At 67.1% G+C, this 20,897-nt stretch carries 16 protein-coding genes; 11 read left to right on the top strand and 5 right to left on the bottom strand.

Going from position 1 to position 20,897, the window contains the following annotated elements; genetic code table 11:
* From miaA to AC1Q6P_RS15415, 4 genes are read left to right on the top strand one after another with little or no spacing between them, the layout of a single operon-like run.
* Positions 1-966, top strand: a complete 966-nt coding sequence (gene miaA, locus AC1Q6P_RS15400; RefSeq protein ID WP_492664978.1) for a tRNA (adenosine(37)-N6)-dimethylallyltransferase MiaA — start codon at positions 1-3, stop codon at positions 964-966.
* Positions 963-1,628, top strand: a complete 666-nt coding sequence (locus AC1Q6P_RS15405; RefSeq protein WP_492664979.1) for an ABC transporter ATP-binding protein — start codon at positions 963-965, stop codon at positions 1,626-1,628. The genes miaA and AC1Q6P_RS15405 overlap by 4 nt, the downstream gene beginning before the upstream one ends.
* Positions 1,628-4,222 carry an ABC transporter permease gene (locus tag AC1Q6P_RS15410; RefSeq protein WP_492664980.1) on the top strand — a complete coding sequence of 865 codons (2,595 nt, stop codon included), beginning with the start codon at positions 1,628-1,630 and terminating at the stop codon, positions 4,220-4,222. Before AC1Q6P_RS15405 ends, AC1Q6P_RS15410 begins: the two co-directional genes overlap by 1 nt.
* Entirely contained in the window at positions 4,222-5,379 is a 1,158-nt protein-coding gene (locus tag AC1Q6P_RS15415; protein ID WP_492664981.1) for a lipocalin-like domain-containing protein, read from the top strand. Before AC1Q6P_RS15410 ends, AC1Q6P_RS15415 begins: the two co-directional genes overlap by 1 nt.
* Positions 5,380-5,393: 14 nt before the next feature.
* Here the strand turns inward: AC1Q6P_RS15415 and AC1Q6P_RS15420 are convergent, their stop codons facing one another.
* Positions 5,394-6,200, bottom strand: coding sequence for a GGDEF domain-containing protein (locus AC1Q6P_RS15420; protein WP_271009503.1), 807 nt, complete (start codon positions 6,198-6,200; stop codon positions 5,394-5,396).
* Between the two features lie 340 nt (positions 6,201-6,540).
* Here AC1Q6P_RS15420 and AC1Q6P_RS15425 point away from each other — a divergent pair, with 340 nt between their 5' ends.
* The 6 genes from AC1Q6P_RS15425 (at position 6,541) to AC1Q6P_RS15450 (ending at position 13,733) form a co-directional block, all read left to right on the top strand.
* On the top strand, positions 6,541-8,736 hold the full coding sequence (locus tag AC1Q6P_RS15425) for an acetyl-CoA hydrolase/transferase C-terminal domain-containing protein (RefSeq protein WP_492664982.1): 2,196 nt from the start codon (positions 6,541-6,543) through the stop codon (positions 8,734-8,736).
* A gap of 1,022 nt (positions 8,737-9,758) precedes the next feature.
* Entirely contained in the window at positions 9,759-10,115 is a 357-nt protein-coding gene (locus tag AC1Q6P_RS15430; RefSeq protein ID WP_492664983.1) for a CPCC family cysteine-rich protein, read from the top strand.
* 597 nt (positions 10,116-10,712) lie between these two features.
* Positions 10,713-10,922: a hypothetical protein gene (locus AC1Q6P_RS15435; RefSeq protein WP_492664984.1), complete on the top strand. Its 210-nt coding sequence runs from the start codon at positions 10,713-10,715 to the stop codon at positions 10,920-10,922.
* A gap of 902 nt (positions 10,923-11,824) precedes the next feature.
* A complete protein-coding gene (locus AC1Q6P_RS15440; RefSeq protein WP_492664985.1) occupies positions 11,825-12,124 on the top strand; it encodes a hypothetical protein in 300 nt (99 codons plus the stop codon).
* 68 nt (positions 12,125-12,192) lie between these two features.
* Entirely contained in the window at positions 12,193-12,879 is a 687-nt protein-coding gene (locus AC1Q6P_RS15445; protein WP_492664986.1) for a penicillin-insensitive murein endopeptidase, read from the top strand.
* A gap of 149 nt (positions 12,880-13,028) precedes the next feature.
* The gene (locus tag AC1Q6P_RS15450; protein ID WP_492664987.1) at positions 13,029-13,733 is read left to right on the top strand and encodes an aspartate/glutamate racemase family protein; all 705 of its coding nucleotides are present in this window, start codon (positions 13,029-13,031) and stop codon (positions 13,731-13,733) included.
* A 22-nt stretch (positions 13,734-13,755) separates the two neighbouring features.
* On the opposite strand, the gene AC1Q6P_RS15455 is transcribed toward AC1Q6P_RS15450, so the two are convergent.
* The 4 genes from AC1Q6P_RS15455 to AC1Q6P_RS15470 form a co-directional block, all read right to left on the bottom strand.
* Positions 13,756-15,360, bottom strand: coding sequence for a DHA2 family efflux MFS transporter permease subunit (locus tag AC1Q6P_RS15455; protein WP_492664988.1), 1,605 nt, complete (start codon positions 15,358-15,360; stop codon positions 13,756-13,758).
* Positions 15,361-15,376: 16 nt separating this feature from the next.
* Entirely contained in the window at positions 15,377-16,633 is a 1,257-nt protein-coding gene (locus AC1Q6P_RS15460; protein WP_492664989.1) for an HlyD family secretion protein, read from the bottom strand.
* Between the two features lie 71 nt (positions 16,634-16,704).
* Positions 16,705-18,126, bottom strand: a complete 1,422-nt coding sequence (locus tag AC1Q6P_RS15465) for an efflux transporter outer membrane subunit (RefSeq protein WP_492664990.1) — start codon at positions 18,124-18,126, stop codon at positions 16,705-16,707.
* Between the two features lie 87 nt (positions 18,127-18,213).
* Complete coding sequence (locus AC1Q6P_RS15470; RefSeq protein WP_492664991.1) at positions 18,214-18,798, bottom strand: MarR family winged helix-turn-helix transcriptional regulator; 585 nt, start codon at positions 18,796-18,798, stop codon at positions 18,214-18,216.
* A 223-nt stretch (positions 18,799-19,021) separates the two neighbouring features.
* Here AC1Q6P_RS15470 and AC1Q6P_RS15475 point away from each other — a divergent pair, with 223 nt between their 5' ends.
* Complete coding sequence (locus tag AC1Q6P_RS15475; RefSeq protein ID WP_492664992.1) at positions 19,022-20,896, top strand: ABC transporter transmembrane domain-containing protein; 1,875 nt, start codon at positions 19,022-19,024, stop codon at positions 20,894-20,896.
* Position 20,897: the final 1 nt, after the last annotated feature.

Here is a 20,897-nt window from a genome sequence, read left to right on the forward strand (position 1 = left end):
ATGAGCCAGGCCCAGGCCCCTGCGGTGTTTCGCCGGCCCATTTGCATCGCCGGCCCTACCGGTTCGGGCAAGACCGCGGCCGCCCTGGCCGCGGCCGAGTTTCTGCCTGTGGAGGTGATCAGCGTCGACTCGGCCCTTGTCTACCGAGGCATGGACATCGGCACGGCCAAGCCCACACGGGCCGAGCTGGCCGCCGTGCCGCACCACCTGATCGATGTCATCGAGCCCACCGAGGCCTACTCGGCGGCCGAGTTCGTGGCGGACGCACGGCGCCTCAGCGCCGAGATCCTGGCGCGCGGCCGCCTGCCCCTGCTGGTCGGCGGCACCATGCTCTACTTCAAGGCCTTGTTCGATGGCCTGAGCGACATGCCGCAGGCCGACGAGGCCCTGCGTCGTGAGATCGACGAGCGCGCCGCTCGCCTGGGCTGGCCGGCCCTGCATGAAGAGCTGGCCCGGCTGGACCCCGTCACCGCCGCCCGGCTGGCACCGCTCGATTCGCAGCGCATCCAGCGCGCGCTCGAGGTCTGCCAGCTGGCCGGTCGGCCGATGAGCGAGCTGCACCAGCAGCGCAGCGAAGGCGTGGACTGGCCGCTGATCTCGCTCGAGCCCAGCGACCGGGCCTGGCTGCACCGCCGCCTGGACCAGCGCTTCGAGCAGATGCTGCAAGACGGCCTGATCGAGGAGGTGAAAGCCCTGCGCGCACGCGGCGACCTCAGCCTGGACCTGCCCTCCATGCGCTGCGTGGGCTACCGCCAGACCTGGGAGGCGCTGGACAGCCGTGACTTCAGCACCCTGGCCGAGCGCGGCAGCGCTGCCACCCGCCAGCTGGCCAAACGCCAGATCACCTGGCTGCGCAGCATGCCGCAGCGCCAGATCGTGGCCTGCGATCACCCGCAAGCACAGCTGCAAGTGCTGGCCCTGCTGCAGAAAATCCTGCAGGCCGATGGCCTGGAGCTGCCGGCATGACCGAGTTGCCCCTGCTGCTCGCTCGCGGCCTGAGCAAGAGCTACGGCCACACGCCGGTGTTCTCGGGCATTGACTTGCTGCTGCGCCGTGGTGAGCTGGTGGCCTTGCTGGGCGAATCGGGTTCCGGAAAAAGCACCTTGCTCAACTGCCTGGCCGGCCTGGACGAGTTGGATGGCGGCAGCGTGCAGCTGCTGGGCCAGCAGCTCGAAGGCCTGAACGAGGGCGAGCGCGCCCTGCTGCGGCGTCAGCAACTCGGCTTTGTGTTCCAGGCCTTTCATGTGCTGCCCTACTTGAGCGTGCGCGACAACGTCGCCCTGCCCTTGCTGCTGCTGGGCCGGCCCGATGCCCAGCGCGTGCAAGACATGCTGGATGCCGTGGGTCTGGGCAGTTTGGGCGAGCGGCTGCCGCGCCAGCTCTCGGGCGGCCAGCTGCAGCGCGTGGCCATCGCCCGCGCCTTGGTCCACAAGCCGGCCCTGGTGCTGGCCGATGAGCCCACCGGCAATCTCGACAGCCGCAGTGCCAGCGCCGTGCTCGATCTGCTGCTGGCCCAGGTGCGCGAGCAAGGCGCGGCCTGCCTGCTGGTGACCCATTCCGAGCGCGCCGCCGAGCGGGCCGACCGCTGCCTGCGCCTGGAAGACCTGATGGGCAGCCCCTCCGCCTGATGCGCCACGCGATGCGCCTGTTCGTCTGGCTGCGTGCGCTCTCCTGGCCGGCCCTGCGCCACCAGGCCGGGCGTCAGGCCCTGGCCGTGCTGGCCATCGCCCTGGGCGTGGCCCTGTCCTACGGCGTGCACCTGCTCAACGGCGCCGCTCTGGCCGAATTTGGCAGCGCCGCAGCCAGCCTCAATGGCCAGCCCGATCTGGTGCTGCGCAGCCAGCCGGGCACCCCGCTGCGCGAAGCCGACTACGCGGCGGTCGCGAATCTGGACGGGGTCGATCACGCCTCGCCGGTGCTGCAAGGCCAGGCCCAGGCGCTGGACGCGCAGGGCCATCCTTTCAACCTGACCGTGCTGGGCCTGGACCTGCTGCAGGCCGGCGCCATCCAGCCCGATCTGCTGCCGCGCCTGGCCTCGCCGTTGGACGGCCTGGACCCCGGCCGCATCCACCTCAACGCCGCTGCCTTGCGCCGGCTGGGCCTGAGCGAGCCCATGCCGCAGGGGCAGGTCTTGCGCTTGCGTGCCGCGGCAGCCGACAGCGGGGCCGTGCAAAGCCTGAGCTTTCAGCTCGGCGCCGCCAGCCCCGATGGCGGGCCGCCACGCGCCATCCTCGACATCGCTGCGGCGCAGGCCCTGTTCGGCCGCCTGGGTCAGCTCGACCGGGTGGACCTGCGCCTGGCGCCAGGCCTGTCACTGGAGGAATGGCGGGCCGCGCAGCGCTTGGGCCGCGGCCTCACACTCAGCCCGCCGCCCGATGAAGGCGCGCGCCTGGGGCGGCTGACCCAGGCCTACCGCGTCAACCTCGGCGTGCTCTCGCTGATGGCCTTGTTCACCGGCAGCTTTTTGGTGTTTGCCGTGCTCTCGCTTTCGGTGGCGCAGCGCCTGCCGCAATGGGCCTTGCTCGGCGTGCTGGGCATGAGTGCGCGCGAGCGCATGGCCTTGGTCTTGATGGAGGGCCTGGCCCTGGGCCTGCTGGGCAGCGCGCTCGGCCTGCTGCTGGGCTGGCAGCTGGCCCGCCTGGGCTTGCAGCTGCTGGGCAGCGATCTGGGCCTGGCGGCGGTCAGCGGCATGCGGCCCACTCTGCGCTTCAGCGCTGAGCAGCTGCCCGCCGCCGCGGTGTTCGGCGGCCTGGGCCTGGCGGTCAGCCTGCTCAGCGCCTGGTTCCCGGCGCGCAGCGTGCAGCGCATGCCGGTGGCCCAGGTGCTCAAAGGCCTGGGCCAGCGCCTGGGCGGCGGAGCGCCCGTGTGGCTGGGGCCGGCTCTGCTGGCGCTCGGTGGCTTGCTGGCCTTGCTGCCCAGCCCGACTTGGCCGGCCTGGCTGGCCGGCGTGCCGGTGGCGGCCTATGCCGCCATGCTGGCCATGCTGGCCGGGGGCATGGCCAGCGTGCCCCTGCTGCTGCGCCTGAACCTGCGCGCCTTGGCCTGGCCTCGCCCCAGCGCTGGCTTGCTGCTGATGCGTGAGCGCGCCCGCGATCAGGCCGCTGAGGCCAGCCGCGCCCTGGCCGGCGTGCTGGTGGCGCTGAGCCTGTCGGTGGCCATGCTGGTGATGGTGGGCAGCTTCCGCGATTCGCTCAGCCAGTGGTTGAGCCAGATGCTGCCGGCCGATCTCTACCTGCGCTCGGCCCTGCGTGGCGAGGGTGGGCACCAGGCGCCCCTGCCGCCCGAACTGATCGAAGCGGTGCGCCAAAGCGGCCAGGTCCAGCGCCTGAGCCTGCAGCGCAGCCGCGATGTCTGGATCGATGGGCTCGCGCCCGAGCAGGAGCTACCGGCCCTGCAAGCCCGTGAGCTGCGCGAGCAAGACCTGCCCCTGGCCGGCCCGCTGGCAGCGCCGCCGGCCGGCTCGCAAGACCTGACCCCGATCTACATCAGCGAAGCCCTGCGCGACAGCCTGCGCCTGCAGCCGGGCCAGCGCAGCCAGCTGCGCCTGAACCCGCAGGGCCCTGCCCTGCCCGTCTTTGTGCGCGGGGTCTGGCGCGATTACGCGCGCCAGAGCGGCGCCCTGCTGATGCCTCTGGAGGCCTACCAGGCCTGGAGTGGCGACCGCCGCATCACCGAGCTCTACCTCTGGCTGCCGCCCGGCGCCGATGCGAGCAGCCGCAGCGAGGCCTTGCGCGCCCTGGCCGCGGCGCCGCAAGACCTGGAGATCGCGGCTGTGGGCGAGCTGCGCAGCCTGTCGCTGCAAATCTTCGACCGCAGCTTTGCGGTCACCGTTTGGCTGCAAGCGGTGGCCCTGGCCATCGGCCTGTTCGGCATCGCCGCGGCCCAGTCGGCCCAGGCCCTGGCGCGGCGGCGCGAGTTCGGCCTGCTCTTGCACCTGGGCTTCCGGCGCGCCGATGTGCTGCGCCTGTTGGGCCTGGAGTCGCTGCTGCTCTGCGGTGTCGGCGCCCTGGCCGGCCTGGGCCTGGGCCTGGGTTTGAGCGCCGTGCTGATCTGGGTGGTCAACCCGCAGAGCTTTCACTGGAGCATGGACATGAGCCTGCCGATAGCGCGCCTGGCGGCCTTGGTGGCCGCGGTGTTCGTGGCCGGCGTGCTGGCGGCGGTGCTGGCCGGGCGCCAGGCGATTGGCGAGCAGGCGGTGCAGGCCGTGAAGGAGGACTGGTGATGTCGGCGGAAGCGAAGGCCCTGCTCCGGCGCCGCCGCGCCTGGCTGCTGCAGGCCGCAGCGGCCAGTTTGGGTCCGGTAGCGGGCACGGCGGCTTGGGCGGCGCCGCAAGCCCCGGCCACGCGCCTGCAGTTTCCGCGTGATTTCGGGGCCCACCCGGAGACCGCCATCGAATGGTGGTACCTGACCGGCTGCCTGGCGCGCGAGGGCCGCAGCGAGCCCGAGTTTGGCTACCAGCTGACATTTTTCCGCCGCCGCGGCCCGGCACCGCTCGATCACCCCAGCGCCCTGGCCGCGCGCCAGCTGATGCTGGCCCATGGCGCTTTGAGCGATCTGCGCCCCGGCGGGCGGCTGCGCCACGACCAGCGCCTGGGCCGGGCCGTGGCCGGTCTCCATGAAGCGAGTGAGCAAGACTGCCAGCTGCGCATGGGCGACTGGTCGCTGCAACGCCAGAACCTGCCGGACGGCCACGCCTACCAAGCCCAGCTGCGCAGCCGCAGCGCCGGGTTCGAGCTGCGCCTGAGCTTGCAGACCAGCCAGGCCCTGCTGCTGCAGGGCGATGGTGGCTACTCACGCAAAGGGCCGCAGCCCGATCAGTTCAGCCACTACTACAGCCAGGTGCAGCTGCTGAGCCAGGCGGAGTTGCGGCTGGAGGGTCAGGTCTTGCGCCTGCAAGGCCGATCCTGGCTGGACCACGAATGGAGCAACAACCTGCTGGGCAAGCCCGGCGCCGAAGCCGGCGCCAGCCAGGACGCCGCTGTGGGTTGGGACTGGGCCGGCATCAACCTCAGCGATGGTGGCGCGCTGACCGTGTTTCGCCTGCGCCGGGCAGACGGCAGCACGCTCTGGAGCGGCGGCAGCTGGCGCCGGCCCGATGGCCGGACCGAGGCGCTGGGGCCCGAGCAGGTGCAGCTGCAGCCCGGGCGCCTGTGGGCCAGCCCGCGCGGTGGCGCACGCTATCCCCTCGAATGGCGGCTGCGCACGCCGCAGGGTGAGCAGCGCCTGCGCGCCCTGATGGACGATCAGGAGATCCACGGCCGCGCCGGCGCCGGCATCCGCTACTGGGAGGGCGCGGCCGAGCTGCTGGACGCCAGTGGCCGACGCAGCGGCCTGGGCTATCTGGAGCTGACCGGCTATGCCGAGGCCCTGAAGATCTGAAGCCGGCGGCCTGCTCAGCCGCGGATGGCGCTCAGCGAATCGGGCAGCAGGCCCGGGCCGGCGCGCACACAGTTGCGACCATCGGCCTTGGCCAGGTGCAAGGCCTCGCCGGCCTCGTTGAGCAGATCGTCCAGACCCGTGTGGTTGAGCTTGAGCACGGCCACCCCGATGCTGACGCTGGTGGGGATGCTGTGGCCGTTCCAGCCATAGCCCATGCGCTCGACCCGCTCACGGATGCGCTCGGCCACATCGAGCGCGCCCAGCGGATCGGTGTGGGGCAGAAACAGCATGAACTCCTCGCCGCCGTAACGCGCCAGCACATCGGCGTGGCGCAGGGTTTCACCGCAGACCCCGGCCACCTCGCGCAGCAACAGATCGCCGCAACGGCTGCTGTAGGCCTCGTTGATGCGTTTGAAATGGTCGATGTCGATCAGCACCAGGGCGCAGGGGGTTTCGTAGCGCCGCGCCAGCGACCATTCGCGCTCCACCTGATGCAGAAAATGGCGGCGGCTGTAGAGGCCGGTCAGGCTGTCGCGGGTGGCGTAGCGCACCGAGTAGCGCAGCGCCCGGTCCAGATGGCTGAGCAGGCCCAGCAGGCTGGCGCTGAAGAGTGCGGCCAGTCCCAGGCCGCAGACGGCGGCCACCACCGCCGCGCTGAGTCGGTCGCCCTGCCCCATCAAGGACACCAGCAACTGCGACACCGCCACGCAGACCAGGCCGACAAAGGCACAGAACAGCCAGCGCAGCGGCCCCGGGCCCACGCGCTGCAAGGCGAGGCGAAGCGGCGGCAGCCAGGCCGGCACATTCAGGTCGTCTTGCATGGGATCAGGAGCCAAAACTACAGGGATCAGAGACTGGGGGACGCGGGTGCGGGAGGCTGGCGACAGTGCAGAGGCCGGCGCAGAGATCGGCGCAAAGAAAGGCGCCGGACGGGCCCGCCTGCGCTGCAGATCGCACAGCTGCCCGCATTTCAGCACAGGCTGGCCGGCCGCCAGGGCGCGCACCCCATGGGTTGGGGGGAAGCCACTAGGCCTTTTCGCCGCTTTGGCCGGCTTTTGTGGCGATCTTGCTGAATGTCAAGACTCACCTTGCGGCGGGGCCGGAAACTGTGGCATCCACCCGAGTGGAAAGACAACAAAGACAAGACCGCAGGAGACTGATTTGCTGCATCGCAACGCCCCCCAAGCACCCGACGACGACCTGAGCGCCAAGCCACAGCCCCAGCTCTGCGCCGATCTGGAGGCCGCCGTCGACGAGATCCTGCGCCGCATCCCCGGCGACATCGGCCTGGCCCTGCCCCTGGGCATCGGCAAACCCAACCCCCTGGTCAACGCGCTCTACCGCCGCATCGCCGCCCTGCCCGAGCGGCGCCTGCGCATCTACACCGCCTTGTCGCTGGAAAAGCCCAAGGGCCGCACCGAGCTGGAGCAGCATTTCCTGGCACCCCTGGTCGAACGGGTGTTTGCCGACTACCCCGATCTGGCCTACGTCGGCCCGCTGCGGGCCGGCCAGCTGCCGGACAACATCGCGGTGCAGGAGTTCTTTCTCAAGACCGCCGATTACCTGGGCAATGAGGCGGCGCAGCAGGGCTTCATCTGCACCAACTACAGTTTTGCCGTGCGCGACATCTGTGCCCAGGGCGTCAATCTGCTGATTCAGGCGGTGGCAGCGCGCGTCAATCCGGAAACGGGCGAGCGCGAGTTCTCGCTGTCCTGCAACCCGGATCTGAGCTTTGACCTGCTGGAGCACCAGCGCGCCGCAGGCCAGCCGGTCCTGACCGTGGCCATGGTCAACGAGGCCCTGCCCTTCATGCCCGGCCCGGCGGTTGCTGATGCGCGCTTGTTCGATCTCATGGTTGAAGGCCCGGGCTGCAGCCATGCCTTGTTTGCGCCACCCAACGCGGCCATCTCCTGGGCTGACTACGCCATCGGCCTGCATGCCTCCAGCCTGGTCAAGGACGGCGGCACGCTGCAGATCGGCATCGGCTCGCTTGGCGACGCTATCGCCCAGGCCTTGATCGTGCGCGACAGCCGCAACCACGACTACCGCGCCATCCTGGCTGGCCTGTGCAGCGGCGGCGCGGCCGTGGCGCCCGACGGCTGGCAGGAGGGGCGCGAGCTCGGCCGTTTCGAGCAAGGCCTGTACGGCTGCTCGGAGATGTTCGTCAACGGCTTCATGCGCTTGATCGATGCGGGTTTGATCCGCCGCCTGGTCTTCGACGATCTGGCGCTGCAGCAGCTGGCCCTGGAGGGGCGCCTGGGCGCCGCGCCCGATGCCGGCGTGATCCGCGCCCTGTGCGAGCGCGGGCGCATTGCCTCGCCGCTGCGCGCAAGCGACCTGGCCTTCTTGCAATCACAGGGCTTGCTGCAGGCCGGCGTGACGCTCGCCGCGGACGGCCATCTGCTCTTCTGGCAAGGCCAGACCTGGTCCAACCAGCCCGAGGCCCTGGCGCCCGAACTGATAGGCCTGGGCTGGCGCCGCGCGGCGCTGATGCACGGCGGCTTCTTCCTCGGCCCGCGCGATTTTTACCAGCGCTTGCGCGAGCTGCCCGAAGCCCTGCGCCAGCGCATCGCCATGACGCGCATCCACTACATCAACGAGCTCCATGGCGACGCCCAGGGTTCGGAGGCACTCAAGCGCGCCCAGCGCCGCGACGCCCGCTTCATCAACACGACGATGAAGATGACACTGCTGGGCGCCGCATCATCGGACGGTTATGAGTCGGGCCAGATGGTCTCGGGCGTGGGCGGCCAGTACAACTTCGTGGCCATGGCCCATGCGCTGCCGGACGCCCGCTCCATCTTGCTGCTGCGCGCCACGCACGACAACGCCCAGGGCCTGAGCAGCTCCATCGTCTGGCATTACGCCAACTGCACCATCCCACGCCACCTGCGCGATATCGTCGTCACCGAGTACGGCGTGGCCGATCTGCGCGGCTGCAGCGATGCCGAGGTGATTGCGCGCTTGCTGCAGGTCTGCGATTCCCGCTTCCAGCAAGGCTTGATGGACGAAGCCAAGGCCCACGGCAAGCTGCCGGCCGACTACCAGCTGCCAGCTGCGGCACGGCACAACCTGCCCGAAACCTTGCGCGAGCGCCTGCGCCCCTGGCGCAACAGCGGCGTGCTGCCCGATTTCCCTTTCGGCACCGACCTCAGCAACGAAGAAATGCAGATCGTGCGCGCGCTCAAAAAGCTCAAACACGCCAGCCACCACCCGGTGGAGTTGGTCAAACTTATCGTCAAGAGCCTGGGGCCGCAAGCCCCGGTACCCGAGGCCTGGCTGGAGCGCCTGGGCTTGAATGAAGCACACAGCTTCAAGCAGTTGTTCTTGCGCAGGCTGTTTGCGAGCAATCTTTGATGGCCCGAAGCGTAGCGAAGCTGGGCATCTTCAAAAAACCAGCCGCAAGCCGCAGCGAACGATCAGCGCACCCGCGGTTCAGTGCCAAAGAGTCAAAGCCGCCACAATTTGATGGCAATATTCGACCGGCCAGCCGGTTTCGACCGCCATCCGTGCTGAGCGTGCATTTGTAACAAGCGCGGCTTTTGTCGCCCGAATTAATGAGCTGAGGAAAGCAAATGCTTGAACAAAAAAGCCTTCCCCGACAAGCACTTGCCCGGCTTGATTCGTGGTCGGTTATTACGACACTTGCCGTGATATGCGGCGTGTGCCGTCGATATACAACACGTTGTGCAGCAAGCTAAGCAACGCATGAAGATCCGCCTTCTGTCCGTCGTTCGCCGCGATCTCGTGGGGCAATCCGCATCGCGCTTGTTCGAGTCGGGCGCTGTTCAAGCCAATTCAACCTCCGGCTGCCATGATCTTGCCGGCTTGGGCTCGGCCGCTTGGTTTCCTTTTCGTCTTTCGCCGCCAGCGGGCAGGCGGACAAGGCGCTTGGCGCCTCGGGCATTCGCCCCATGGGTACCGCTTCGGTATGCTGTTGGGCAATTCCACCGCAGTGCCTCCGAAGTGGCTCTGCACAACCTGTCATTCGAGCGGACCGCCTTCGGCGTCCGCTCACTTTCACGTTGTGCAGCAAGCTAGGCAACGCATGAAGATCCGCCTTCGGCCCGTCGCTCGCCACGGTCTCGCCGGCCAGTCCGCATCGCGCTTGCTCGAGTCGGGCGCAGTTCAAGCACTGTCAGTCCCTGGTCGCCGTGATCTTGCCTGCTTTGCCTCCGCCGCTTGTTCGTCGTTTCTTGGTTCTCCGCCAGAGGGCTGGCGGACAAGGCGCTTGGCGCTTCGGGCGTTCGCCGCATGGGTACCGCTTCGGCATGCTGTGGGCCTGTTCCAAGGCAGTGCCTCCGAAGTGGCTCTGCACAACCTGTCATTCGAGCGGACCGCCTTCGGCGTCCGCTCACTTTCACGTTATAGCGCTCGCCATGAGTGAAGAGTCATTCCCTTGCCCAAGCTGCGGATTCCTCGTCTTCGGGGAGCCGCCCGGCAGTTACGAGATCTGCAATTTGTGCGGCTGGGAAGATGACCACGTGCAGCTCGCGAACCCGGCAATGGGCGGCGGAGCTAACAAGAAAAGCCTGGTCCAAAGCCAGTTGCTTGCTCTTCAAAGATTTCCCGTGGGTGTTTCCGTTGTCGGCACCATCCTTCGCGCTCCCGGATGGCGGCCATTGCGGCCCGAAGACATCGAGCTCGCGCAATCACCAGCGAATGGGCTTGCGTACTTCGAAGCCGCTGCAGGCGATGCCCCAAGTTACTACTGGGTTCGCGATGCAGCGCTATAACCTTTTGGTCAAGCGGACCTGCGCCAGCTACGCTGGCTGGCCCGCTTACCGCTCACGTTAGGCCTTGCAACAGAGTCCACCTAGCCACGATGCTCTGCAATACAACGTTAGTCGCACCTTCAATCGCACGCTCATGTCGGCTTGGCAGCGAGCTCACCTTTCTTGGTACCAGTAGTGTCTGATTTGAACGCGTCGCGGGACCGACTCTCTCAACGAGAGAGGGCTGTCTACAAAGTGCTGCATGCGCTAGGCCTCGCATGGGCGGTGCTTGGCTTTACTTGGTTCCTTCTCCTCAGGTGGTCAGAGCCAACATACGTTCACGTAGCCATCTTCGCGCTGGGGTGCTTGCCGGTAACAATCTTTGGCTACGCTTTGCGCACTGACACAAGAGTCATCTATGGCATCCATTGGCTACGCAAGCAGTAGTTCAGCTCTGTGTCCGCTTCGCATGCCAGTATCGGCAAGGCCTAACCCATCGTTCAACCGGACCCGCAACGGCATGCCACCTTCGGGCCTCATTTCATTCTGGCCCTCCGGCGTCCTGCCGTCGCGGGCCGGCTAGCTCAAACGTTGTGCGTCGCTAGATTGGTGACCGAGATGATCGACCGTTTCATTCCGCAGATTGAGGCTGCTCAAGCGCACGGAGGCGTTGTCTTGCTCAAGTGGGACGGGGAAAGGCCGAACCTTCGTTGCACGGTTGTCATCACGCGCCAGGACACGGACTATGTTTGGCGCAAAGACTGCGAGGGTGTTGCGGCGGGATTGGCGGAGGCGTTGCAAGACTACGAGGCCAAGCATGCCCATTGAATCAGGCTGCCTTTCACGCGCAACGCACAACCTGTCATTCGAGCGGACCGCCTTCGGCGTCCGCTCACTTTCACGTTAGGCGTCATGCCCACCACACACTGCCCAATCTGCTCGACCGCGATGATAGAAAGCGATGTCGCGCCGTGTTTCGACTGCGGCCACTCCGAGTCTGAGTTGGATGAGTTCAGGCGAAACGAGCATGAATACAACTTCTTTGAGCTCTGGGGTCACGAGCTCGTTCTCTGCGATTTCTGCGATGCAGATTTTGGCTCCTATTTCCCAGAGCATTGGGGGTTGCCTCCGGGGCCGCTGCCAGACTATCCGCTCAACTTGGTGGGGCCAGTCGAGGCACCGGCAATTGCCAGGGAGGCATGCTGCCCCAAGTGCAATCATCGGCTCGCATTTCTCCGCGTACTCGCCGCGGCTAGGAAGCAAAATGCCGCCTAACCCGGCGTTCGAGCCGACTCGCAACGGCTGGTCACTCCAGGCCCTCATTTCACTCTGGGCCTTCCGCGCCCAGCCGCCGCTCGCGGCTCAACTTCGACGTTATGCAGCAAGCTAAACAACGGTTGAAGGTCCGTTCTAGGTCGGGCGTTCGCCTCGGCCACGCGGAACAAGCTGCCGTGATCCTCTCGGAGTCGGGCTGCAGTCGATCCGGACCAGCTTCCGTCCGCCGTGATCTTGCCGGTCTTGGCCCGGATGCTCGTACTCTCTTCTTGGTCTGCCACCGACCCGCAGAAGAACAAAGCGCTTGCCGCCTCAGCCGATCGCCACATGGGTACAGCTTCGGTATGCTGTCGGCCACTTCCACTGCAGTGCCTTCGAAGCGGCTCTGCATAACTGGTCGCTCGAGCCGATCGCCTGCGGCTCCGGCTCAGCTTCAACGTTAAAGCGCATCTCCAATGACTGACGCTCATCCATTGCTGATTGCATGCGGATCGCACGGTTCTCGCGTCTCGGCTGTCGTTTGCCGCCACATGCTTGGGGCTGATCGACCGCCTGTTGGCTTTGTCGAAAACAGCGACGATCCGAACGACTTGCAGGCTTGGTGCGCGATGTGCGAGGCCAAGTTCGAAGCCGAAGGTGGAATGACCGACGCCTTTCGAGAATTCAACGACATGGCACTTGTGTGCGTCGTCTGCTACACGGAGAAAAAGCAGCTTCACATGATTCATCCAGACGGAGCGTGCAATGCGCTTTAACCGTTTGGTCAAGCGGACCTGCGCAAGCTACGCTGGCTGGTCCGCTTACCGCGTACGTTAGGCCGCATTTGAAGCGCCGCACTCTTACCACCGCCGCTCTGCTGCTCCCATTGCTGGCCTCTGCTGCCGAGAGTCAGTGCTACGGGACCGTGAGCAACGGGCGAGTCGAAGGGAGCGTCAAGCTTCCCCTCGGCGGAGCCAACTTCTCCTCCTACAGTGCATTGGCAGCCACCGCAGGCCGAACTCACGTTCATTCAAAGGTAGCTGAGATCCTCGAGACCAGCTACAAGGCCCTCGCCGCCTCCCACCCGAACACCCACTATGTCTACGGCGAAACCGGCTGGCCTTCCGGTGGCAAGTTCCGGCCGCACCGAACTCACCAGAACGGCCTGTCGGTTGACTTCTTTGTTCCCGTGAGGGACGGCAAAGGCCGTTCGGTACCGCTGCCCACGAACCTCTCCGAAAGATTCGGGTACGACGTAGAGTTCAACCAAGAGGCGAAGTACGACGAGTATTCGATCGACTTCGAGGCCCTGGCTGAGCACCTCTATCAGCTTGATATCGCCGCCAAGGCGGCAGGCTCGCGTCTGGTCCTGGTCATCTTCGAGAATCAATATCAGTCACGCCTGTTCGCCACAAACAGAGGCGCCTACCTGCAGAAGAATCTGCCTTTCATGAAAGGCAAGCCCTGGGTACGGCATGATGAGCACTACCACGTGGACTTCGCGGTCCGTTGCAAACCGAATGCGGCCTAACCCTTCGCTCGATCCGACCCGCAACGGCATGCCCCGGCTGGCCGTCATTTCATTCTCGGCCAGCCGCGTCACGCCGCTGCAGGCCGGTTAGCTCAAACGCTAGCTTCCACAAGAATCCACTCCACTCCACTCCACTCCACGCCACGCCCATGCCACTCCATATCGGAATTGTTGCTTGTTCGGCCGAGGGGGCAGCGCTTTGCTATCGAACCATCTGTTCAGAGGGCGCCGCACTGCTCGGGAAACATGCCCACCCTGAAGTCTCGATGCACACGCCATCGCTCGCTGACTATGTGAGCTGCCTTGACCGGAAAGATCTGCAAGGTGTTGGCGAATTGATGCTGACTTCAGCCCGAAAATTGGCGCGGGCAGGGGCCGATTTTCTCATCTGTCCTGACAACATGATCCACCAAGCCTTTTCCTACGTCGAGCCTCGCTCTCCGCTGCCCTGGCTGCACATCGCCGAGGTTGTGGCACTGGCAGCCGCTGAACGCGGATGCAGGCGCCTCGGCCTGACGGGCACTCGCTGGCTTGTTGACAGCGCGGTCTATCCTGAAAAGCTAGCAGCGCAAGGCCTGCAGTGCGTCAAGCCAGACATTCCTGAGCGGGATGAAATGGACCGCATCATCATGGACGAACTTGTTTGCGGGACGATCAAACCGGAAAGCATCGCTTACTTCCAGTCCGCTATCCACGGTTTCAAAGAGAAGGGTTGCGATGCCGTCATACTCGGATGCACGGAGATTTCATTGATCGTGAACGCCAAGAACTCCGCCTTGCCAACGTTGGACTCGACACGTTTGCTCGCACGAGCCGCGCTTCGGCGAGCACTGCACACAGGTGACGCCCAGTAGCGGCTAGACCCCGCCAGAAGCTTCAATGCGCCCCACCCGCATCCACCGCCGCCGCGCCCGCCGCTAACTTCGGCGGCCGACGGGTCAGCCAGATGCCGGCGATCAGCAGCAGGAAGATGGCGGCCGAGGCCAAGAAGATGTCGTCCGCTGCACGGGTGAAGGCCTGCTGATCGATCAGGCGGTTGATCTGGAAGGCGGCTTGCTGGGGCGTCAGGCCCGCCGTCTGCAGCCCGGCCAAAGCTTCGGTGGCGACCGGGTCGCCTTGCGCCAAGCGCTCCACCAAGTGCTGGTGGTGCAGCGTGGCGCGGCTTTCCCAGAGCGTGGTCGAGATGGAGGTGCCCATGGCCCCGGCCGTGATGCGCACGAAGTTGGACAGGCCGGCGGCGGCGGGCAGGCGGTCGGGCGTCAGGCCGCTCAGGGTCAGTGTGGTCAGCGGGATGAAGAAGCAGGCCAGGGCTGCACCTTGCAGAATCGTCGGCACCATGATGGTGGCGAAGTCCGTCTGCGTGGTGAAGTTGGAGCGCATCCACAGCACCAGGGCGAACATCAGAAAGGCAAAGGTGCCGATCTTGCGCGGGTCCACCCGGGCCACGTTCTTGCCCACCACGGGCGAGAGCAGGATGGCCAGCAGGCCCACCGGTGCCAGCGCCATGCCGGCGTCGGTGGCGGTGTAGCCCATCCACTGCTGCAGCCACAGCGGCAGGAGCACCACATTGCCGAAGAACAGCCCGTAGCCGATGGACAGGGTGGCCGTGCCGAAGATGAAGTTGCGGCGGGCAAAGAGGCGCAGGTCCACCACCGGGTGCTTGTCGGTCAACTCCCAGGCAACGAAGAAGGCAAAGCCCACGGCCGCGGCGACGGCCAGGATCTGGATCTCGCCGCTAGCGAACCAGTCCAGTTCCTTGCCCTTGTCCAGCATGATCTGCAGCGCGCCCACCCAGATCACCAGCAGGGCCAGGCCCACGCCGTCGATGGGCAGCTTCTTGATCGGCGTCTCACGCTTGCGATAAAGCTGCCAGGTCAGCACGGCCGAGAACAGACCCACCGGCACGTTGATGTAAAAAATCCAGGGCCAGGAGACGTTGTCGGTGATCCAGCCGCCCAGCAGCGGCCCGACCACGGGCGCCACCAGGGTGGTCATGCCCCAGAGCGCCAGAGCGGTGCCCGCCTTGGCGGCCGGAAAGCTGCTCAGCAGCAGGGTCTGCGAGAGGGGGATCATGGGCCCGGCCACCAGGCCTTGCAGCACGCGGCAGGCGATCAGCATCTCGAGCGAATGCGCGAAGCCGCACAGCCAGGAGGCCAGCACGAAGAGCAGCACGCTGGCGGTGAACAGGCGCACTGCGCCGAAGCGCTGGGTCAGCCAGCCGGTCAGGGGCACCGAGATCGCATTGGCCACGCCAAAGCTGGTGATGACCCAGGTGCCTTGCACCGGGCTCACGCCCAGATCGCCCGAGATCGCTGGCAGCGAGACATTGGCGATGGACGAGTCCAGCACGTTCATGAAGGTGGCCAGGGACAGGGCCAGGGTGCCCAGCACCAGGGCCGAGCCCTGCAGCGGCGGCGGTGGCGCCGGCGGCACCAACGAAGCCTGCGGGGCCCGGGGGTCAGTTACGGAGGAGCTGCTCATGCGAGGGCCTCGCCGCTCAGGCCTTGGTGGCCGGCGTGAGCGGCTTCAGGGCCGCCGCGGCGGCCTTGCTGCCACCCAGATTGGCTTTGATGATGCGGGCCACTTCGGCATCGGCGGCCTGATCCTGGCGCTCGAACACCGAGGTCTGGGCCAGCGGGGCCTGGCGGCTTTGCGCTTCGGCCAGGCTCTTGCCGCTCTGGTCTTGCACATCGACGCTGACATTCATGGACAAGCCCACACGCAGGGGATGCTCGGCCACCTGCTTGGCATCGAGCGCGATGCGCACCGGCACGCGCTGCACCACCTTGATCCAGTTGCCGGTGGCGTTCTGCGCCGGCAGCAGCGCAAACGCCGCACCGGTGCCCGCGCCGAGGCCGGCGATCTGGCCCTTGAACTCGACCTTCTTGCCATAGACATCGGCCACCAGGGTGGCGGGCTGGCCGATGTGCAGGCGGGCGAGTTGGCCTTCCTTGAAATTGGCGTCGACCCAGACCTGCTGCAGGCCCACCACCGACATCAGCGGCGCACCGGCGGCCACACGCTGACCCAGTTGCACGCTGCGGCGGGCGATCCAGCCGTCCACCGGCGCCGGCACTTCCACGCGCTGCAGGGCCAGGAAGGCCTCACGCACGCGGGCGGCGGCGCGCTGGACATTGGGATGCTGCTCCACACTGACGCCTTCGGTCAGCACCTGGTTGGCGTTCAGCTGCTCCTGGGCGGTCAACAAGGCCGACTGCGCGGTCTGCAGTGCGCTCTTGGCGCTGGCGACCTGGGCGGTGGCGTGCTCGTACTCTTCGCGGCCGATAGCGCCGCTGGCCAGCAACGGCGCGCGACGCGCCACATCGGCTTGCAGCGTGGCCAGTTGCACCTCGGCGCGGCGCACCTCGCTGTCGCGGGCGTGGATCTGCGCTTGCAGGGTGCTGTTGTTGGCGTAGAGGCCGCGCACCTCGCGCACGGTCTGCGCCAGCTGGCTTTGCGCCTGCTCCAGGGCCACGCGGGCGTCGGCCGCATCCAGGCTGACCAGGGGCTGGCCGGCGCGCACGAAATCGGTGTCGTCGGCGTGGATGGCGCGCACAGTGCCGGCCACCAGCGGGGTGATCTGCACCACGTTGGCGTTGACGTAGGCGTTGTCGGTCTGCTCATAGCGGCGGCCGACCATGGTTTCAAAAACGCTGTAGCCGATGCCGCCGGCCAGCACGGCCAGGGTCAGCACGGTCAGCGCCTTCTTGCGCTTGGGGTTGGTTTCGGGCTTGGAGGCTTGGATGTCGGACATGATCTTGGGTCTCTTCGGTGTGCGTGGTGGCGGGCGCCGGGCCGCTCGGGCGGCGCCGCGTGAATTGGGTATTAGGGCTTGGCCTCGGTCCAACCGCCACCCAGGCTGCGCAGCAGTTGGAGCTGGGCATCGAGGGTCTGGGCTTGCAGGTCCAGGGCCTGGCGCTGCTGTTGCAGCAGGGACTGGCTGGCGTTCAGAACCGCCAGGCGGTTGCCCAGGCCGGCGCTGTGGCGCTGGCGGGCCAGCTCCAGGGCGGCCTGCACATGGGCTTGCGCAGCGGCCTGCTCGGTTTTCTGTTCCTGCAAGGAACGCAGGCTGCGCAGCTGGTCGCTGGCATCACGCACAGCCTCCAAGAGCGCGCCGTTGTAGGCCGCGACGGCCGCGTCGGCCTCGGCCGCCGAACCGCGCAGCTGGGCGCGCAGGCGGCCGCTGTCGAACAGGGGCAGGCGCAAGGAAGGCGCCACACCGTACTGCAGGCTGCCGGACTTGAGCAGATTGTCAAAACCGATGGCGTTGAAGCCGACAAAGGCGCCCAGCGAGATGTTGGGATAGAACTGGGCTCGGGCGCTGCTGACCTGGGCCGTGGCCGCCTCCACACGCCAGCGAGCGGCCACCACATCGGGGCGGCGGCCCAGCAGGTCCAGGCCCAAGGCGCCCTCGCCGGCCAGCGGCAGCGCGGCCGGCAGCGCGGGCTTCAAACCCTTCAGCGCGGCCATGGGCTGGGCGCTCAGCGCGGCCAGCTGATGACGCAGCAGATCGGCCTGCTCCTCGAGCTGCAAGGCCTGGCGGCGCAGCTCAGGCAGGGGCAGCTCGGCGGCGCGCAGGTCCTGGGCCGTGTCCAGGCCGGCCTGGCTGCGCTGGCGCACCAGGGCCAGGGCTTGCTCGCGCTCGGCGCTCTGGCGCGCCAGCAGCTCGCGCTGGGCCAGCACACGGGCCAGCTGCACATAGCTGCGCGCCAGCTGGCTGCTCAGCATCAGCTGGGCGGCGGCCGCGTCGGCGCGGGCGGCCTGGGCGCTGCCCAGGGCGGCGTTCAGCTCGGCCTGGTGGCGGCCAAAGAAATCCCACTCATAGCTGGCCGAGGCCTGCAGGGTGGCGGTGTTGCGCAAGGTGCCGGCCAGCGGCGGCGGGTAGATGCTGTGCTCGGGGAAGCGCTGGCGGGCGGCGTCCAGGCCCAGGCCGACGGCAGCGCGTTCGCTGCTTTCGGCGTTGTCGATGCTGGCCTGGGCGCGCTGGATGCGGGCGCGCGCCTGGGCCAGGCTGGGCGCTTCGCTCAGGGCGCGCTGCATCAGGGCATTGAGCTCGGGCGCGTTCAGCTCGGTCCACCAGCTACTCGGCGCCATATGGGCGGGGGCGTCCGCGTTGACCTGGAGACCGATTTGTGAGCCATCGAGGCGCTGGGCAGTTGGAGGCAGCGTGGGCTGCAAGGCGCAGGCCGCCAAAAGGGTCGGCAAGCTCAGCGCCAGGGTCAAGCGTTTGAGGGGGTGTGCAAGCATGGTCATGAATTCGAGAGAAAGGGGATGCCGCGTACCGGGCAAGGTGGCCCGTCGACGGCGCGGCCGCTGCAGCCTGGGCGGCGGCGATCAGTCGATGTCCGGGGTGCTTTGCGCCCGGCGCAGCGCTTCGCCGTTGTCAATCATTCGGCGCAACATGCTGAGCAGCAGCTGCCATTCGGCGTGGCTGAAGCCCTTGAGGTGGGCATTGAAGACATCGGACAGCAAGGCCGGAAGCTGGTCGGAGGCTGCAAAGCCGGCGTCGGTCAAGGAGACCTGGACCACGCGGCGGTCTTCGGCCAAGCGTTCTCGCAGAACCAGGCCTTTGGCTTCCAGGCGGTCAAGCAAGCGCGAAAGCGCACCCGCGTCGGCATCGAGTTCGCGGCACAGGGCCGTGGTCGTGCAGTGGTTGCTGCCAAAGCGCAGCACCATCAATACGCCCCACTGCGCATGGGTCAGGCCATGATCGCCGAGCTGGCGGCCTGCCTGATGGACGATGGACTGCTTGAGCTTGCGCAAGAGCCAGCCCAGGCTGTCTTCGCGACGGTAGCTGGCCGACTGATAAAAGCGCGGATGACCGGCGGCGTCGAGACCCGCTTCCGCGCTGGCACCCCGATCTGGGCCCGGGTGCTGGCCGGGCTCAGGGGTGGCCGAAGGAGTTTTGCTTTTGGGCATGGGTGGCAATTTATTTGCCTAGGCAATCATTGTCAAGGCAAATAATAGAAAAGCACACCGAAGCCAGGGCTTGTGGAGGGGGCAAGTCACCCCATCTCAGCTGCTGCGACCCTCACCCCTAGGCTCCTCGCTCGGAGTCCGAAGCGCCGGCGTGCTCAGCACGCATCCCCTTGCGTTTGGTGCACCTCGCGCCCCCTCCTCTGTCCTGTCTACACTGCGCTGCATGTCATCCTCTGCCACCTCGCCTGCCACCTCGCCTGCCGCCACGCCTGCCGCCCTGCCTTCCAGCTCCCGCGCCACTCTGGCTGCGGCCGATGGCCCCAAAGCAGCCGCTCGCCCCGGGGCGCATCCGCGTTCCTTGAGCGGCCTCTGGCCTTTTCTGCGGCCCTATCGCCTGCGCATCGGTGCGGCCCTGCTGTTCTTGCTGCTCGCGGCCCTGGCCACCCTGGCCTTTCCCATGGCCTTGCGCCAGCTGGTGGATCAGGGTCTGGGCGGCGCCAGCAACCACGGCGAGCGCCTGATGGCCATGCGAGAGCATTTCCTGGCGCTCTTCATGGTGGGCGCTTCGCTGGGTCTGTTCTCGGCCGGGCGCTTCTACATGGTGACCTGGCTGGGTGAGCGGGTGACGGCCGATCTGCGCAATGCGGTCTACCGCCATGTGCTGCAGCAAAGCCCCGAGTTCTTTGAAACCACGCAGAGCGGCGAGGTGCTCAGCCGCATCACCACCGACACGACGGTGGTGCAGACGGTGGTGGGTTCCAGCCTCAGCATGGGCCTGCGCAACACGGTCATGGGCATCGGCGCGCTGATCATGCTGGTGGCGACCAACCCGCTGGTCATGGGCCAGGTGCTGGGCATTCTGGTGCTGGTGGTCTTGCCGGCCCTGTACTTCGGCCGGCGCGTGCGCAAGCTCAGCCGCGCTTCACAAGACCGGGTGGCCGACACCAGCGCCATCGCGGCCGAGGTGCTCAATGCCGTGCCGGTGGTGCAGAGCTACACCCAGGAGAAGGCCGAGGCTGCCCGCTTTGCCGCCGCCAGCGAGAGCGCATTTGACACCGCCCGCAAGCGCACCAAGGTGCGCTCGGGCCTGGTGGCCTTCATCATCACCGCCACCTTTGCCGCCCTGCTCTGGGGCCTGTACCAGGGCACGCAGGCCGTGCTGGCGGGCAAGATCACGGCCGGCCATCTGGGCCAGACTGTCGTCTATGTGATCCTGCTGGTCAGCAGCGTGGCGGTGCTGGCCGAGGTCTTTGGCGATGTGCAACGCGCGGCCGGCGCGACCGAGCGCCTGATGGAGCTGCTGGCCAGCGAATCACCCGTGGCCGAAGCCCGCGATCCCCTGCCCTTGCCTTCGGTTCAGGGCGGCACGGCCCTGAGCCTGCAAGCCCTGCAGTTCCACTACCCCTCGCGCCCGGCGCAGGCGGCCCTGGCGGACTTCGACCTGGAAATTGCCCCGGGCGAAACCGTGGCCCTGGTCGGCCCCAGCGGCGCCGGCAAGAGCACGGTGTTCCAGCTGCTGCTGCGTTTTTACGAAGCGCAGAGCGGCCGCATCCTGCTCAACGGTGTGCCCACGGATCGCCTGCGCCTGGCCGATCTGCGCTCGGCCATCGGCCTGGTGCCGCAGGACAGCGTGATCTTCTCGACCAGCGCGATGGAGAACATCCGTTACGGCCGGCCCGAGGCCAGCGATGCCGAGGTGATGGCCGCCGCCAAGGCGGCCTTTGCCGACGATTTCATCCGCGCCCTGCCCGAGGGCTATGCCACCTTCCTGGGTGAGCGCGGTGTGCGCCTGTCCGGCGGCCAGCGGCAGCGCATCAGCATCGCCCGCGCCATGCTCAAGAACCCGCCCCTGCTGCTGCTGGACGAGGCCACCAGTGCGCTCGATGCCGAGAGCGAGCGCATGGTGCAGGCCGCGCTGGAAGTGGCCATGCAGGACCGCACCACCCTGGTCATCGCCCACCGCCTGGCCACGGTGCAGCGCGCCGACCGCATCATCGTCATGGAGCATGGCCGCATCGTCGAGCAAGGCACGCATGCGGAACTGAGCGCGCGCGACGGGCTGTATGCGCGCCTGGCGGCGCTGCAGTTCGACCAGTAAG

The organism is Roseateles sp. GW835-FHT13E02 (genome assembly GCF_058794035.1).